Origin of the sequence: Duganella lactea, from assembly GCF_009857505.1 — a bacterium.
GTDB classification, from domain to species: Bacteria; Pseudomonadota; Gammaproteobacteria; order Burkholderiales; family Burkholderiaceae_D; genus Rugamonas; species Rugamonas lactea.
Genome location: NZ_WWCP01000044.1, coordinates 1 through 16,569, shown reverse-complemented (window position 1 = coordinate 16,569; position 16,569 = coordinate 1). Strand labels below are relative to the sequence as shown.

At 66.8% G+C, this 16,569-nt stretch carries 9 protein-coding genes; 4 read left to right on the top strand and 5 right to left on the bottom strand.

Going from position 1 to position 16,569, the window contains the following annotated elements; genetic code table 11:
• Nucleotides 1-24: 24 nt before the first annotated feature.
• Together GTP44_RS23765 and fur are read right to left on the bottom strand one after the other, a co-directional pair.
• Nucleotides 25-4,350 (bottom strand): DEAD/DEAH box helicase, encoded by a 4,326-nt coding sequence (locus tag GTP44_RS23765; RefSeq protein WP_161021360.1) that lies wholly within the window; start codon nucleotides 4,348-4,350, stop codon nucleotides 25-27.
• A 51-nt stretch (nucleotides 4,351-4,401) separates the two neighbouring features.
• Nucleotides 4,402-4,854 carry a ferric iron uptake transcriptional regulator gene (gene fur / locus GTP44_RS23760; RefSeq protein ID WP_160988745.1) on the bottom strand — a complete coding sequence of 151 codons (453 nt, stop codon included), beginning with the start codon at nucleotides 4,852-4,854 and terminating at the stop codon, nucleotides 4,402-4,404.
• Nucleotides 4,855-5,005: 151 nt separating this feature from the next.
• Here fur and GTP44_RS23755 point away from each other — a divergent pair, with 151 nt between their 5' ends.
• The 4 genes from GTP44_RS23755 to GTP44_RS23740 all read left to right on the top strand — a co-directional run bounded on the left by GTP44_RS23755 (nucleotide 5,006) and on the right by GTP44_RS23740 (nucleotide 12,350).
• Nucleotides 5,006-7,795, top strand: coding sequence for a hybrid sensor histidine kinase/response regulator (locus GTP44_RS23755; protein WP_161021359.1), 2,790 nt, complete (start codon nucleotides 5,006-5,008; stop codon nucleotides 7,793-7,795).
• A gap of 286 nt (nucleotides 7,796-8,081) precedes the next feature.
• On the top strand, nucleotides 8,082-9,287 hold the full coding sequence (locus GTP44_RS23750; RefSeq protein WP_229257054.1) for a hypothetical protein: 1,206 nt from the start codon (nucleotides 8,082-8,084) through the stop codon (nucleotides 9,285-9,287).
• Between the two features lie 10 nt (nucleotides 9,288-9,297).
• A complete protein-coding gene (locus GTP44_RS23745) occupies nucleotides 9,298-9,726 on the top strand; it encodes a phosphate ABC transporter substrate-binding protein (protein WP_160988748.1) in 429 nt (142 codons plus the stop codon).
• Entirely contained in the window at nucleotides 9,723-12,350 is a 2,628-nt protein-coding gene (locus GTP44_RS23740; RefSeq protein WP_161021357.1) for a bifunctional diguanylate cyclase/phosphodiesterase, read from the top strand. Before GTP44_RS23745 ends, GTP44_RS23740 begins: the two co-directional genes overlap by 4 nt.
• Before the next feature lie 72 nt (nucleotides 12,351-12,422).
• Here the strand turns inward: GTP44_RS23740 and GTP44_RS23735 are convergent, their stop codons facing one another.
• Genes GTP44_RS23735 through GTP44_RS23725 form a run of 3 tightly spaced genes read right to left on the bottom strand, consistent with a single transcriptional unit; the run spans nucleotide 12,423 to nucleotide 16,438 of the window.
• On the bottom strand, nucleotides 12,423-14,549 hold the full coding sequence (locus tag GTP44_RS23735) for a TonB-dependent siderophore receptor (RefSeq protein WP_229257053.1): 2,127 nt from the start codon (nucleotides 14,547-14,549) through the stop codon (nucleotides 12,423-12,425).
• A gap of 54 nt (nucleotides 14,550-14,603) precedes the next feature.
• Nucleotides 14,604-15,224, bottom strand: coding sequence for a helix-turn-helix transcriptional regulator (locus GTP44_RS23730; RefSeq protein WP_161021356.1), 621 nt, complete (start codon nucleotides 15,222-15,224; stop codon nucleotides 14,604-14,606).
• On the bottom strand, nucleotides 15,221-16,438 hold the full coding sequence (locus GTP44_RS23725; protein WP_161021355.1) for an MFS transporter: 1,218 nt from the start codon (nucleotides 16,436-16,438) through the stop codon (nucleotides 15,221-15,223). The genes GTP44_RS23730 and GTP44_RS23725 overlap by 4 nt, the downstream gene beginning before the upstream one ends.
• Between the last annotated feature and the right edge of the window lie 131 nt (nucleotides 16,439-16,569).

The following is a 16,569-nucleotide window of genomic DNA, read 5'->3' as shown; positions in this document are numbered from 1 at the left end:
ATATGTGCGCTACGCCACAATAGGCTAAATGCTGGCGTGTTTTCCGACCAGGTAAGCGTGCAGCAGTTCGCGGTTTTCGGCTCCGGCCTCGTAGTGGAATTTGCCGCTGACCTGCGTGGCGACGGGCAGGCCGTCCCGGAACAGAATGCGGTTGCCGCCCAGCGCCGGGACTTTGTCACCGGGCAGCAGGGTGCCGCACAGGTTCAGCGGGTCGACGGCGGAGATGCAGACGTAGCCGCCGTCGTGCGGCCGGCGGCGCATGTCGCGCAGCAGGGGAACGGCTTCAGGCAGGGCGAATTGTTCGCCCGACAGGCCGGCGACGAATCGGCCGCCACGGATCTCGCCGCGCGCTTCGAGGCGGTGGTAGATGGGCAGCAGTTCGCGCCAGCTGGGCATCCAGCCCGCCTCGCGCTCCAGCAGGCGCCACATCATGACGCCGTAGCGGCGCAGCAGCGTCATGGCGATGTGCTCCAGCGTTTCCGGATCGGTGCGCGGCTTGCGGGATGGCGGCGCTGCCTCGACCGGACCGACATGGATGGCCGGGCCGTCGCCGCGCCGCACCAGCGCCCAGCGGCCGGCTTCCTCCATCGTCGGGCCGGCGCCCCGGCGGCGCCGTTTGTCGTTGCTGGCGCGCTTGTTGGCCGGCACCAGCATCGCGCGCAGGCCGGCGTAGCTGTCGGCGTTGACCAGCCCCGTCGCCACCAGCTCGCCCAGTGTATTCTCCAGTTCCACCGGCAGCAGACGCGCCTCGTGAGACAGTTCATCGAAGAACATGGCGCCGTCGCGCCGCAGGGTGTCGAGCACGCGGGCGGCGCGCGGCGACAGTTCGACCTGGCTGGCCACCGCCGGCAGCGCGTGCCACAGCGGTAGTTGACGGCGCGGCAGCAGCACTAGCGGCGTGCCGCGCACCGGTCCACCGCTGGCGCTGGCCGGCGCGCCCACCCGCGTCCAGACGATTTTGCCGGCACGGCACAAGTCGTCCAGCCACAGGGTGGAATAGTCTTTGACGCGCAGGGCCAGCAGGTCGCTTTCCCATGCGCCGGCGGCGGCTTCGTAGCCTTCCAGCTGCGCCAGCGCCTCGGGCAGCGCGTTCTGGCCTTGTAGCTGCGCGTCTGGCGTCAGATGCTGCCACTCGAACAGGAAACGCATGAAGTCTTGCAGCTCGACCGGCTTGATCTCGCGCCGCAAACTGCGGAGCGTGTAGCGGTGAATGCGCGCCAGCAGATGCCGCTCGCACCATTCTTCCTCGGCGGCGCCCGGTGTGAAGCGGCCGCGCATCACATAGCCTTTGCTTTCCAGTTGCGTCAGCGCGATGGTGACGGTGGAGGAGGGCAGCGCCAGAGGGGCTGCGATCGCCGCCACCGTCCGTGGCCCCACGCCACTCAAGCGCGCCCGCATAATTTCCACCAGCGCGGCATCGCGTGTCCAGTCATCGCCGGCGTCGGCCAGCGCTGCGAGTGCAGGTGATTCCGCGGCAGCCGGGTAGGCGGCGCGCAGGCATGGAAGCCGTTCGCGCGCCACCCACAGGTCTGCGCCAGTGGCGGCGTCGCGCAGGCGCGTGGCGCGGCCACCGGCGGCAAGACCTTCCAGCCATGCCGGCCAGCCTTCTTCCTGCGCCGCTTCTTCAGGCGTCACGCAGGCCAGCGACATAAAGGCCTCATGCATTTCGTCGCCGCTACGTACCGACGGCCAGGCCTCTGCGGCGACGGCGGCAATCGCGCCGGCGTCGAGCGCTCCCAGGTCGTCAGTGGAAGCAGGATCGGTCCAGCGCCGGTTCAGCACCGCCTGCGTGCGCCGTTCCTCCAGCGGCGCATCGTCGAGGAATGCATATGGCCGCGCATTGAGGATCTCCATCGCCAGCGGCGACGGCGCCGGCAGATCGCGCGACAGCAAGCGCACCTCGCCGGCCTCCATGCGCCGCAACAGCGCCAGCCAGTTGTCGCTGTCCATCGCGTCATGCAGACAATCTTCCAGAGTTTGATCCACCAGCGGATGGCTGGGCAACTCGCGCTCGCCGACGATATTTTCCAGGCATGCCGCCTGATCGGGGAACACCGCCGCCAGCAGGTCGTCACTCTTCATGCGCTGCAGTTGCGGTGCCACCTTGCGGCCACCGGTAAAGCGCGGCAAGGCCAGTGCGGTGGTGGCATTCCAACGCCAACGCACATTGAACAGCGGCGCGTCCAGCAAGGCCTGAACCAGAATAGGCTCCGCCGTCGTGGAGCGCAGATAACGCCACACCTCATCCAGCGGGAAACTATGGCTCTCGGATAGCGACAGGACAATCGCGTCCTCGGTGGCCGCAGCCTGCAACTCAAAGTTAAAGGTCCGGCAGAACCGCTTGCGCAAAGCCAGTCCCCAGGCGCGGTTGACGCGGCTTCCATATGGCGTATGCAGCACCAGCTGCATGCCGCCCGATTCGTCAAAGAAGCGCTCCATCACCAGCGTGTCGCGTGTCGGCAGCGCACCGAGCGCGGCGCGCGAACGCGCCAGGTATTCAGCAATCTGGCGCGCCGCATCATCGCGCAAGCCCAGATGCTCCGCCAGCCATTCGACCACGCGTTCAATCGCCGCAGCGCCATCCTCGCCTGCCAGCAAGCCATCGATCTCGCCGCGCAGGCGCGCCACGCCGATCGATAATTCATCGGTACGTCCCGGCGCCTCGCCGATCCAGAACGGAATGTTCGGCGGCGCGCCGCGTGCGTCCTCCACCCGCACCTTGCCGGCATCGATACGCAGGATGCGGTACGAGGCATTCCCCAGCTGGAAAACGTCGCCAGCCAGGCTTTCGACCGCGAAGTCCTCGTGCACCGTGCCGATGTTCTGTCCCTGCGGCTCCAGCAGCACCGTGTAATCCGCGTTATCCGGTATGGTCCCGCCGGACATCACCGCCGTCATCTTGCCGCCGCGCCGGCCGCGCAGCGTGCCGCTCACCGTGTCCCGATGCAGGTAGGCGCCGCGCACGCCCTGGCGGCTGGTGTAGCCGTCGGTCAGCATGCGCAGCACGGCGTCGTAACGCGCGCGCTCCAGTTGCGCATACGGCATGGCGCGCCGCGCCAGTTCAAACAGATCATCCTCGCGCCACTCGCGGCACGCCACCTCGGCCACGATCTGCTGCGCCAGCACGTCCAGCGGCGCTGGCGGGATACGCAGGGCATCCAGCTCATTGCGGCGCACGCAGTCCAGCAGCGCCGCGCATTCGATCAGGTCATCGCGCGAAGTGGGGAACAGCCGTCCTTTGGGAATGCCGCCGACGTGGTGGCCGGAACGCCCCACGCGTTGCAGGAACGAGGCAATGCCGCGCGGAGAGCCGATCTGGCACACCAGGTCCACATCGCCGATATCGATGCCCAGTTCCAGCGAGGCGGTCGCGATCATCACCTGCAATTCGCCGCGCTTCAGGCGTTGCTCGGCCTCCAGCCGTGATTCCTTGGCCAGGCTGCCGTGGTGCGCGGCCACCTGCTCCGCGCCCAGCCGGTCGGCCAGATGGCGCGCCATGCGCTCGGCCATGCGGCGCGTGTTCACGAAAATCAGTGTGGTGCGATGCAGGACCGTCAACTCGGCCAGCCGGTCGTAGACGCGCTCCCATACGTCATTGGCCATCACCGCGTCCAGCGGCACCGGCGGCAGTTCAAGATTCAGGTCGCGCGCGCGGACATGGCCGACATCCACCACCGCGCATGCGCGCCCGCTGCCGGCCAGGAATTGCGCCACCAGCGAAATCGGTTTTTGTGTCGCCGACAGGCCGACGCGCACCGGCGGTTCCGCGCACAGCGCGTCGAGCCGCTCCAGGCTCAGCGCCAGATGGCTGCCACGTTTGCTGCCTGCCACCGCGTGGATCTCGTCGACGATCACCGTGCGGACGTCGGACAGCATGGCGCGTCCGCTGTCCGATCCCAGCATCACGTACAGCGATTCCGGCGTGGAGACGAGGATGTGCGGCGCGCGGCGGCGCATGGCGTTGCGCTCGGCCTGCGTGGTGTCGCCGGTGCGCACGGCGGTGCGGATGCCGTGCGGCGCCTGACCTGCCGCCGCCAGTTCGCGGCCGATCCCCTCCAGAGGCCCCAGCAGATTGACGCGGATATCGTTGGACAGCGCCTTCAGCGGCGACACGTACAGCACCCGGGTTTCATCCGCCAGCGGCGCCTCGCGGCTCTCGCGCACCAGCGTGTCGATGGCGGCGAGGAAGGCGGTCAGCGTTTTGCCGGAGCCGGTGGGGGCGGCGATCAGCGTGGCGCGGCCGGACTGGATCAGCGGCCAGGCCTGACGCTGCGCCTCGGTGGGGCCGGGAAAGGCGGCGCCAAACCACGCCGACACGGCGGGATGGAATGGGTGCTGGGCGTCGGTCATGCGCCATATTTTGGGGCAAGCCGCGCAAATGTCAACCGGATCGGCGCGAAGTCAGGCGCGGCGCAGCTTCTTGCCGGTCAGCGGCTTGATGCTGGCGGCGCAGTCGCCGCAAAAGCCGTACAGCGACAGCGAATGCTCATGCAGCACGAAGCCGCGTTCGGCCGCCACGGCTTCCTGGCGCTGCTCGATGTCGGTATCGAGGAATTCTTCCATCTTGCCGCAGTTGGTGCAGATCAGGTGATCGTGGTGGCTGCCTTCGTTCAGCTCAAACACCGACGCCACCGACTCGAAATGCCGGCGGATCAGAATGCCGGCGTCGGCAAACTGCATCAGCACGCGGTAGACGGTGGCCAGGCCCATGTCGATGTTTTCGTCGTGCAGCAGGCGATACACGTCGTCCGCGCTCAGATGCTTGCTCTTCGATTCCTGGAATAACTGCAGGATGCGTAATCGTGGCAGGGTGGCTTTCAAGCCGAGTTTGCGCAGTTCTTGAGGGATATCCATGTGCCTGGTGTGTCTCCATAATGATAATGATTCCTATTCTCACCATGGTAATCCAGTTTTGTTTCCATGGCAATGCACGATTGCTGTTGTGTGTGAATGCATGTTCAGGACAAAGTTATAATCCGGCTACCCTGACCCTTCATTTTTCCCTGTGAGCTATCCATTCCTGCAAGGCGGCGGCCAACTCGCCCACATCATCGCTGCCCATGACTGGAGCAAGACGCCATTGGGGCCGATCGACGGCTGGCCGCAATCGCTGAAGTCCACCATCGCGCTGATTCTGCGCTCGCCGGTGCCGATGGTCACGCTGTGGGGGACGGAGGGGGTGATGATCTATAACGACGGCTATTCGGTGTTTGCCGCCAACCGTCATCCGGCGTCGCTGGGCGCCAATGTGCGCGAAGCGTGGCCGGAGGTGGCGGCGTTCAACGACCATGTGATCAGCGTCGGCCTGGCTGGCGGCACGCTGGCCTATCAGGACCAGGAGCTGACGCTGTACCGCTCCGGCAAGGCCGAGCAGGTGTGGATGAACCTCGATTACTCGCCCATCGTCGATGAAGACGGCACGCCGGTGGGGGTGATGGTGATCGTGGTCGAAACCACCGCCAAGGTGGCGGCCGAGCGGCGCCTGCGCGAAGAGAGCGAGCAGGCCCGCGCCAGCGAGAACACCTTCCGCACGCTGGCGCAGTCGATGCCCACCCAGGTGTGGACCTCCAGCGCGGAAGGGGTGGTCGACTGGTTCAACGACCAGGTCTATCGTTACACCGGCAGCGAATCGCCGCTGGACCGCGAGCGCTGGCTGCAACTGGTGCACGCCGAGGACCGCGACGGCGCCTCCGCGGAGTGGCGCGCCGCCATCGCCGCCGGCAAGATCTTTGAGGCCGAATTCCGCATCCGCCGCGCCGACGGCGCCTGGCGCTGGCACCTGGTGCGCGCCTTGCCGATTGAGGGTGAACAGGGCGCGGTGCAGCGCTGGGTCGGCACCAACACCGACATCCAGGACCAGAAATCCACCGCCGCCATGCTGCAGCGGCAGGTGGCGGAACGCACGGCGGAGCGCGACCGCATGTGGCAGTACTCCACCGACGTGATGCTGGTGGCGGAGCTGGAGGGCTGGATCACCGCCATCAATCCGGCCTTCACCCGGCTGCTGGGCTGGGAACCGGCCGAGGTGGTGGGCACCTCGATCTACACGCTGATCCATCCGGACGACCTGGAGGCGTCGGCGGCGGAGATGGCGTCGCTGGCCGGCGGCGCCACCACCTTCCGCTTCGAGAACCGCACGCGGCGCAAGGGCGGCGGCTATGCCATCCTGTCGTGGACCGCCGCGCCGGACGAGCGTTATGTCCATGCGGTGGGCCGCGACATCACGGCGGAGCGGGAGGCGGCGGAAGAGGTGCGCCGCACCGCGCTGGCGCTGCAGCAGGCGCAGAAGATGGAAGCGATCGGCAAGCTGACCGGCGGTGTCGCGCATGACTTCAACAATCTGCTGCAAGTCATCTCCGGCAACCTGCAATTGCTGGCCGGCGATGTGGCGGGCAACGCGCGCGCCGAGCGTCGTCTCGACAGCGCGCTGGCCGGCGTGGGCAAAGGCGCCAGGCTGGCCAGCTACCTGCTGGCGTTCGGCCGCCGTCAGGCGCTCGATCCGCGGGTGGTCAAGATCGGCCGCTTCATCGCCGGCATGGAGGACATGCTGCGGCGCAGCCTGGGCGAAGAAGTCGAAGTGGAGATGGTCATCTCCGGCGGCTTGTGGCATACGCTGGTCGATACCGTGCAGGTGGAGAACGCGGTGCTCAACCTGTGCATCAACGCGCGCGACGCGATGGACGGCGCCGGCAAGCTGACCATCGAAGTCGGCAACGCGCATCTGGACGACGACTACGCCGCCGGCCACCCCGAGGTGCGTGCGGGCCAGTATGTGCTGATCGCCGTCAGCGACACCGGCAGCGGCATGACGCCCGAAGTACTGGAGCAGGCGTTCGATCCGTTCTTCTCGACCAAGCCGGAAGGCAAGGGGAGCGGACTGGGACTGTCGATGGTGTATGGTTTCGCGCGCCAGTCCGGCGGCCATGTGAAGATCTACAGCGAGGTGGGGTGCGGCACCGTCGTCAAGCTGTACCTGCCACGCTCGATGGAGGCGGAGGACGCGCCGCAGCCGCAGGAGACGCGCGCCGTGGTCGGCGGCGTGGAGACCATTCTGGTGGCGGAAGACGACGAAGGCGTGCGCGCCACCGTGGTGGAGATGCTGAGCGAGCTGGGTTACCGGGTGCTGAAGGCCGGCGACGCGGCCAGTGCGCTGAACATCATCGACAGCGGCCTCCATATCGATCTGCTGTTCACCGACGTGGTGATGCCCGGCCCCCTGCGCAGCCCGGACCTGGCGCGCAAGGCGCGCGAGCGTCAGCCCGGCATGGCGGTGCTGTTCACCTCCGGCTATACCGAGAACGCCATCGTGCACGGCGGCCGGCTGGATGCCGGCGTCGATTTGTTGGGCAAGCCGTACACGCGGGAAGCGCTGGCGCGCAAGGTGCGCCATGTGCTGGCCAATCGCCAGCATGGGCTGCAATTGCAAGCGGCAGCGCCGCCCGCGCAGCTGCGGGACGATGGCCAGACCCGCATCCTGCTGGTGGAGGACGAACCGGAACTGCGCGACACCACCGCCGAACTGCTGCAATTGCTGGGCTACACGGTGCTGCAGGCCGGCGACGCGGCCGCCGCGCTGGCGCTGTTGAACGAGCACGCTGTCGATATCCTGCTGACCGACCTCTCGCTGCCCGACCTGTCGGGCGAGGCGCTGGCGGCCCAGGCCCGCGCCGCCCAGCCGGCGCTGCGCGTTATTTATGCCAGCGGCCGGCATCCGGACGCGCCGCTGGAGCGCGCGCAACTGCTGCTGAAACCCTACAGCATCGACCAACTGACGCACGCGCTGCAACAGGAATAATGGTATTTCGATACATATGTTGTTTTAAGACTATCCAAAAACGGAGTTTTTTGGCGAGAATCGCGCCGCTATTGTTTTAAAGTATCGACAATCTCCTCTGGTCCGTATAAAGTTCAGGGGCACCCAAGCCTTGTGCCCCGACACTTCCCCCACCCAGCCCAAACAGCATGCTGCCATCGCGCGGCCGCTGTGCGTTCGCATGCGCGATGGCGCCGGAGGGGCACTAACAGGAATCCAGATGACCTTCAACTTTTGGCCAGAGCGCGCCCTTGCGGCGAGCGTGATAATGCTGAGCTGTTCCACCGCCCTGGCAGGCGATGCCGCGGAGGATGGCGCGCCTGGCTGGAACCTGAGCGGCTTCGCCACGCTGGCGGCGGCGCACAGCAATAACCACCAGGCGGATTTCACCGCCAACGCCCTTAGTCCCGGCGATGCCGGCTACAGCCGCGCGTGGAGCGCGCAGGTCGACAGCCGCCTCGGCGCGCAGCTGGACCTGCGCTTCGACAGCCGCTGGTCGGCGGTGCTGCAAATGGTGGCCGAGCGCGGGCCGCGCGACGGCTATTCGCCGGTTCTCGAATGGGCCAACCTTCAATACCAGGCGACGCCGGACCTGAGCCTGCGCGTGGGCCGCATCACGCTGCCGCTGTTCATCAGCGGCGACTACCGAAAGGCCGGCTATGCCCTGCCGTGGGTGCGGCCGCCGGTCGAGATGTATGGCGCCGTGCCGCTGTCGAGCAGCGACGGCGCCGACGCCAGCTATCGCTGGCAGGGCGGCGGCATGCACCATGTGACGCAGGTGTTTTTCGGCTGCACCACTATTCCCGCATCGCGCACCGCGCGGGCGCGGGCGCACGCGTTGACCGGCTTGTCCAATACCGCCACCAGCGGCGCGCTGACGCTGCGCGCCAGCCTGCTGCGCGCGCATCTGAGCGTGGACATCGGGCGCGAGCTGTTTGACGGCTTGCGCGGTTTCGGCGCGCAGGGCGGCGCACTGGCGGACCGCTATGAACTGGAGCACAAGCACGCCTTGGTGGCGGCGGCGGGCTTCAGCTACGATCCGGGACGGTGGTTCGCGATCGGCGAGATCGGGCGCCTGAACACGGCGTCCTTCCTCGGCGACAAAACCGTTGGCTACCTGAGCGCCGGCTATCGCTATCGCGACCTGACGCCCTATCTGGTGTATTCCAGCTCGCGCGCCAATGTGGCGACGCGCGTAGCCGGCCTGGAGCTGGACCGCCTGCCGGCGCAGCAGGTCGCCGCCGGCGCCAGTCTGAATGCGGGCCTGAACCAGTTGCTGGCGGCGATCCCGCGCCAGCACACGGTCAGCGCCGGCGTGCGTTGGGATCTGCGACCGGACTATGCGCTCAAGCTGCAGTATGATCGCATCATGCCGCACCAGGGCTCGAACGGCACTTTCATCAACGTGCAGCCGGGCTTTCGCTCCGGCCAGCCGGTCGCGGTGCTGAGTGTCGCCCTCGACATGGTGTTCTGAGGCCGGCGCCATGGGGAAATTATTGATCCGCTGCTGTCTGGCGCTGCTGCTGTCGTGTGGCGGCGTGGCGCTAGGCGCCGACTTCGTTGTCATCGTCTCGGCCAAAAATCCGCTCACCGCCATGCGCGCCGACCAGGTGGCGGCGATCTTCCTGGCGCAGACCGGCCGCTTTCCCGGCGGCGAGGAGGCCCAGGCGCTCGATCTGCCGCTCGGCAGCCCGCTGCGCGATGACTTTTACCGCACGGTGGCGGCGCGTTCGCCGGTGCTGATGAAATCCTACTGGACCAAGATGGTGTTCACCGGCCGTGGCCGGCCGCCGCGCGAGCTGCCCGACAGCGCCGCCGTGCGGCGCATGGTGGCCGACAATCCGGCCATGATCGCCTACATCGACAGGTCGGCGCTGGATGCCAGCGTCAAGGCCATCCAGGTGACGCCATGAACACGATCCGGGAAACCCGGCGCGCGCGCTGGCTGCGGCGCGGCCTGGACACCCATGTGTCGCTGCCGCTGTTTGCCTTGCTGCTGCTGGCCGCGCTGTGGGCGGTGACGTTCCACGAGATTGACGCCGAGCGCGAACATGCGCGCCAGGCGGCGGTCGACTCGCTGCATGAAATGCTGGGCACTTATGAGGCGCAGGTGGCGCGCAGCATCGACGGCATCGACCAGACCTTGCGCATGCTGAAGTACGCGGTCGAGCGCAAGGGCGCGCTGGGCGCCTTGCCGGAACTGGGGCGCGAAGGCTTGCTGCCGCCGGGCGTGGTGTTCGTGGTCAGCATCGTCGACCGCAACGGCATGACGGTGGCCAGCAATCCGCGCGCGCTGTCGATCTCGGTGGCGGATCAGGGCTACTTCAAGGTTCACCAGCAGCGCGACAGCGGCGCCGTCTTCGTCAGCCCGGTGCTGCGCGACGCCGCCAACAGCGAATGGCATCTGCATTTTACGCGCCGGCTGGAAGACGCCGACGGCCAATTCGCCGGCATCGTGGTGGTGGAAACCGATCCGGCCTATTTTACCAGCGGCTATGAGCGCAGCCGCCTGGGCGAGCGCGGCATGCTCGGCCTGGTCGGCACCGACGGCGTGGTGCGCGCGCTGCGCACCGGCGACACCTTGTCCTTCGGCCAGCGCCTCGGCACCGCGGCCAACGCCATCGGCGGCCGCTATAGCGGCATGCGCGAACTGCATGGCATCGCGCTGAATGTGCTGGTGGGACTGGACGAGCGCGAGCTGATGGCCGGCTTTGAGGGCCGTCGCCGTGAAAAACTGTGGGAGGCGACGATCCTCAGCGGCGCGCTGCTGTTCATCACCGGTTCGCTGTGGCTCTGGTCGTGGCAGGGCGCCCGCACGCGCGAACGCATGCGGCGCGCGCAGGAGACGTATGCGGCGGCATCGGCGGCCAGCCTGGACGCCTTCTTCGTCATGCGCGAGGTGCGCGACAGCGACGGTGTGATCGTCGACTTCCGCATCGTCGACGCCAACCAGCGCGCGATGCAGATGACCGGCAGCAGCAAGGCCCAGCTGTGCAGCTCCACCCTGTGCACGCTGATTCCGCAGGCGCGCGAGAACGGCATGCTGCGCCATCTGACGCAGGTGATGCGGATGGGCGGCATGCATGAACAGGAGTGGCAGAACAGCGCGCCGCAGCTGCGCGCGCGCTGGCTGCATCAGCAGGCGGTGGCGGTACAGGGCGGGGTGGTGGCCATCGTGCGCGATATTTCGGAGCGCAAGCTGGCCGAGGAGCGCATGCTGCATCTGGCGCATCACGACATGCTCACCGGCCTGCCAAACCGCAGTCTGATTGGCGACCGGCTCGACCAGACCATCGCCCAGGTGCGCCGCCATGGCGGCTCGGTCATGGTGGCCTTCATCGATCTGGACGGCTTCAAGCTGGTCAACGATGGCCTGGGACACAACGCCGGCGACGAGCTGCTGAAGGTGGTGGCCAGCCGCATGTCCGGTTGCCTGGGCGCCAGCGATACCGTGGGCCGCTTCGGCGGCGACGAATTCGTGCTGTTGCTGAACGAGACCGAGGCGGCGGACGACGCGGCGCTGGTGCTGGAGCGGGTGCGCGAGGCGGTGCTGCGCTCGGTCAGCGTTAGCGGGCAGGATGTGCAGGTCAGCTGCAGCATCGGCGTGGCCGTGTATCCGGACGATGGCGACGATGCCGGACTGCTGTTGAAGAACGCCGACGCCGCGATGTACCGTGCCAAGGAGCTGGGCAAGAACAACATCCAGTTCTACACGCGCGAAATGAACGCCAGCATCGAGGAAAAGCTGCTGCTGCTGGAGGGCCTGCGCCGCGCGCTGGAGGAGGACCAGTTCCACCTGCTGTATCAGCCCAAGGTCGATCTGCACACCGGCCAGGTGTTCGGCGTCGAGGCGCTGGTGCGCTGGCAGCATCCGGAGCATGGCATGGTCGGGCCGGACCGGTTTATTCCGTTGGCCGAGGAGAGTGGCCTGATTATCGCGCTGGGCGACTGGGTGTTGCGCACCGCCTGCGCGCAGAACCGCGCCTGGCAGGACGCCGGCCTGCCGCCGCTGCGCGTCTCGGTCAACGTGTCGCCGCGCCAGTTCGAAGAGCCGCAGCTGGTGCAGCGCGTGCAGCGTGCGCTGGCCGACGCCGGCCTGGCGGCCGAATGGCTGGAGCTGGAAGTGACTGAGGGCGTGATCATGCGCGACCTGCAGCAGGCAGTGGCCAAGATGGCGATGGTGAAGGCGATGGGCGCGTCGCTGTCGATCGACGATTTCGGTACCGGCTATTCCAGTCTGTCGGCGCTGAAGTCCTTCCCGATTTCGACGCTGAAGATCGACAAGTCCTTTGTGCGCGATCTGGGCAACGGCAGCGGCGACGAGGCGATCGCCAGTTCCATCATCAGTCTGGCCCACCGCCTCAAGCTGCGGGTGATTGCGGAAGGGGTGGAGACCGAACAGCAACGCGCCTTCCTGTGCGAGAACGGCTGCGACGAGATGCAGGGCTATCTGTTCAGCCGTCCGCTGCCGCCGGAGCAACTGGCAAGCCTGCTCAGCTCTGGCGCAAGGCCTCGTTTGCTGACGGCGGTGGCGTGAGCTTGTTGGCCCAGGCCGCCGCAGCCTGCGGCGTTTGCCCCGGTTATCATGGTGGACAAACGATTGTGCCGCTTAGTAGCTCCAGCTCAGCGTCGCGCTGCCGTTGCGCGGCGCGGCGTAGTAGGCCTGGGTCCAGTACAGGCTGGTCAGATGCTGCTTGTCGTTGACGTTGTTGAGGTTGACCGACAGCGCCAGGTGTTGATCGATCTGGTAGCGCGCCATCAGGCCCAGTGTGGCATACGACGATTGCACGGTGCGCACGCCCGCGATCTGGTCGATCGAGGTTTCGCTCTGCCATGCCAGCGTGGCGCCCACTTTCAGCGCCGGCAGGGCCGGCACCTGGTAGGTGGTATTAAGGCGGGCGGTGGTGCGTGGAACGTAGGTGCGCACCGCCTGGCCCTGGTCGCCTTTTAGCGAGCTCAGGCGAGTGATGCCGGCGCTGGCCTGCCAGCCCTTGGACAATTGGCCCGACAGATCGAACTCAATGCCTGCCGATTGCGCATTCACGCCGCGGTAGTAGGTTTTGGCGCCGATCTTGCCGGCGGCTTCGGCGGTGTTGTCCTGGCTGGTTTTGAAGACGGCGCCCGAGGCGTTCAGCCGGTTGTCGAAGAAGGCGGCCTTGACGCCGGCCTCGGTGGTCTTGCCTTCGACCGCGGCCAGCGGCGCGCCGCTGGCGTCGATCTCGCTTTGCGGATTGAAAATCCGGGTGTGGCTGGCGTAGGCCGACCACTCCCGGTTGATGTCGTACACCACGCCGACGTAGGGCGTGGTCTTGGTGGCCGACTTGTATTTGCTGGTGCCATAGGAATTGCCGCTGCTGCTGGCGCGGGTGTGGTTCAGGCCGCCCAGCAGTTTCCAGTCGTCGGCCAGGTTCAGGCGCGTCGCCAGGAACAGGGTGTTGCGCGTGTCGTCATAGCGGCTGCCGTCGACGCTGGCGTCGAAGCTGGGCTTTGGATAGCGGCCGTCAAACGCGCTCTGGCCCGGCAGTTCGGTGCCGATGCCCTGGCCGTAGTTGGAGCGGTCGGTCAGCCTGGAGTTGGCGTAGCTGTAGCCGAAGCTGAGTTCGTGCGTGCGGCCGCCCAGCGTGAACTTGCCGTCGACCGCGAGATCGGCCAGTTTCTGCTGTTGCGCCGCGATGTACTGCGACGGATAGGCGTACAGGCCGCCGCCAACGCCCTTGACCGGCGTGCCGTAGACGTATTGCAGGTCGGAGTCCGACTTGTAATCGACATAGGTCAGCGTGCCCTGCACGTTCCAGCCCTGACCCAGGTGGTGGGTGAGTTCCGCAAACGTGCTGTTGGTGGTGCTGTCCCAGCGCGACCAGTCGGCCGAGGTGCTGGTGCCGACCGGGTAGTTGGTCGGCGTGCCATCGCTGTAGTACAGCGGCAGCGCGCCCCACATCGGGCTATCGATGCGGTTGGCTTCGTAGGTGTGGCCGATGGTCAGCAGCGTATCGCGGCTCAGGTGGGCGTCGACCACGGCGTAAGCCACATTTTTTTTCGGCGCGTAGCGGTCGATATAGGAATCGCTTTGGTCATGCACCAGCACCACGCGGCCGGCCACGCTGCCGCTGTCGTTCAGCGGGGTGCTGACATCGCCCTCGACGCGACGCTTGTTCCACGCGCCGAGCGTCAGGCTGGCGCTGGCCTGGAGGCTGGCGGCCGGGCGCTTGCGGATGAAGTTGATGGTGGCCGATGGATTGCCGGTTGAGGTCATCAGACCGTTGGCGCCGCGCACCACGTCGATACGCTCGTACAGCGCGGTGTCGAGGTCACCCTGGACGTTGCCGAACACCTGCGGCATGCCGACCCCGTCATACTGGAAGTTGACGATGTCGAAGCCGCGCGCGGTGTAGTAGGTACGGCTGGTTTCCACCTGCTCGACGGTGACGCCGGTGGTGCTGGCCAGCACCTGGTTGATATTGTCCAGCTTGAAATCGTCCATCCGCGCGCGGGTGATCACCGAGACCGACTGCGGGGTTTCGCGCAACGACAGTTCCAGCTTGCCGGCCGACCTGGTGGCGCGGGCGGTGTAGGCGTCCTGGTCCGCCGTGCCGGTCACGGTGACGGTTTGCAGTTGGGCTTCCGGGGCGGCGGTGTCGGCGTCACCGGCAACAGCGTGGCTGGAAGACATCAACGACAGCGCCAGCAGCAGGGGACGCAGAGGCAGGGGGGGATGATTGGGCAGATGAGCGGGCATGCGGGGTTCCGTTTCGTTGTTATTGAATAAGAATGCAAATGATAATGATTCTTATTATAATTGCTTAATAACATACACGCAACGGCGCGCACCCGCCAGCATGTGCTCTATGCGTCCGACGGAACAGTCGGGACCCAGCACGCGCTGGAACAATTCCAGCTCCGAACGGCAGAATTTCTGACATTGTTTGGCGGCGGCGCAGATCGGACAGTGGTTTTCCACCAGCAGCAGGCTGCCGTCCTCCCGTTGCTCGACTTCGGCCATATAGCCTTCGGCGCTGCGCGCCTGGACCAGCGCTTGCACGCGCTCGGGCAGATTGCGGCTGGCGGCCAGGTGCTGGCGGTACTCGCGCTCGCTGGCCTGTTCACGCGCGGCGATCAGCTTGTCGAGGCCGGCGTCGCCGAACAGGCCGCGCACCTGGTCGATCAATTGCACGGTCAGCTCGGCATGGCGGTCGGGGAAGCGGGCGTGGCCGGCCTCGGTCAGCAGCCAGCGGCGCGCCGGGCGGCCGGGCTTGTCGGCCACGTCCTCATAGGTGAGCAAGCCTTTTTCCTGCCACGCTTCGAGCTGCTTGCGCGCGCCCATCGACGTGATGTTGAGCAGGGCGGCCAGTTGCTGCGCGGTTTGCGGCCCGCGCGTCTTGATCAGAAACAGCGTCTGTTCGGCGGTGTTCATGGCAGTGCTCCCGCCACCGGCACCTGCATGCTGCGCTGCCAGCCCCGCATGCGCCAGGCCGACCAGGCGGTCAGGCCGGCGCCCAGCAGCAGGATCAGGCGGGTGTCGATCAGCGTCAGCACCGCGCCGGCCAGCGCCATGAGGATGTTGGCCAGGCAGAAGGTGGTGGAAATCAGTCCCATGACCGCGCCCTGGCCGTGGGCGCCGCCGAAGCGCTCGGCGCAGTAGTTGGGAACGATGGCGTTGTAGAACGCGTGCGGTATGCCGTACACGATGATGCACAGGATGCCGATGCTGGCGTTGCTGACGGCCAGTGCCCCAATGATGGCGGCCACGGCGAACGCGTAGCGGCGCGCGCGCGCCAGCGGCTCGCCGTTGAACGGCCGGCCGGCGACGATGGTGGTGGCGGTCATTACCGCGCACATGGCGGCGGTGATCCAGGCGATGCCCTGGGCGCCGTAGCCCGGCACCTCCACCAGCCACAGCGGGTAGAACTCGTAGAAGCCGGTGACGCCGCAGGTGTAGGCCAGGGTGATGATGAACAGGCCGCGCAGATCCGGCTCGCGCAGCAGATTGAGCGCATGGCGGTCGCGCGCCACCTGCCACCAGGAGGTGGTGGCGCCGGTAGGCGCTTCGGGCGGCAGCGTGGCGGCCACCAGCGCGGCGACCAGCAGCAGGGCGGCGACCGCCACCCAGAACGGCGTGGTGATGCCGAATTGCAGCGTGGCGCCGGCCAACAGCGGACCGGCCAGCCAGCCCATGTAGAAGGCGCCGTTGAGCCACGACAGCGCCTTGCGGCGCAGCTCGCCATCGAGACGATCGGCCAGCAGCGCGCGCGCCACCGAGCCGCTGCCTTCCAACAAGCCGGTGGCGAAGCGGGCGACGATGAACAGCGGATAGGATTCGAGCAGCAGCGCGGCGGCGGTGATGGCATGGCCGATGGCGGCGCCGACCGAGGTAAGCAGCAGCACCGGGCGGCGGCCGTAGCGGTCGGACATCGGCCCGAGCAGGGCGGAGCCGATCAGCAGGCCGATCGGATTGATCGTCAGCGCCAGGCCGAACAGCAGCTTCGGCGGCAGACCGAGGAAGGTATTCAAGCCGTTGGCCGAACCATCGGCGAACAGCGGCGGCAGAATCGGATAAGGCAGTGCCGCGCCGACGGTGGAAAGTAAGGCCAGCAGGCAAGCGGAAAAGATGAGCAGAGAAGTTTTCATGCCCTCCACTGTAGCCGCAGCTCTGTAATAAGTAAACTAAAAAGTTTAAATACGGTGTCAGGTCTGACATTCGCACACGGGCTCAACTGCGGAGCAGTTGAGCCCGTGTGCGAATGTCAGACCTGACACCG

Coding starts and splice junctions, on each gene's coding strand:
- GTP44_RS23730 (WP_161021356.1), bottom strand. CDS start 15,224: ATGAACACCGCCGAACAGACGCTGTTTCTGATCAAGACGCGCGGGCCG.
- GTP44_RS23725 (WP_161021355.1), bottom strand. CDS start 16,438: ATGAAAACTTCTCTGCTCATCTTTTCCGCTTGCCTGCTGGCCTTACTT.
- fur (WP_160988745.1), bottom strand. CDS start 4,854: ATGGATATCCCTCAAGAACTGCGCAAACTCGGCTTGAAAGCCACCCTG.
- GTP44_RS23735 (WP_229257053.1), bottom strand. CDS start 14,549: ATGCCCGCTCATCTGCCCAATCATCCCCCCCTGCCTCTGCGTCCCCTG.
- GTP44_RS23765 (WP_161021360.1), bottom strand. CDS start 4,350: ATGACCGACGCCCAGCACCCATTCCATCCCGCCGTGTCGGCGTGGTTT.
- GTP44_RS23745 (WP_160988748.1), top strand. CDS start 9,298: ATGGGGAAATTATTGATCCGCTGCTGTCTGGCGCTGCTGCTGTCGTGT.
- GTP44_RS23740 (WP_161021357.1), top strand. CDS start 9,723: ATGAACACGATCCGGGAAACCCGGCGCGCGCGCTGGCTGCGGCGCGGC.
- GTP44_RS23750 (WP_229257054.1), top strand. CDS start 8,082: ATGCTGAGCTGTTCCACCGCCCTGGCAGGCGATGCCGCGGAGGATGGC.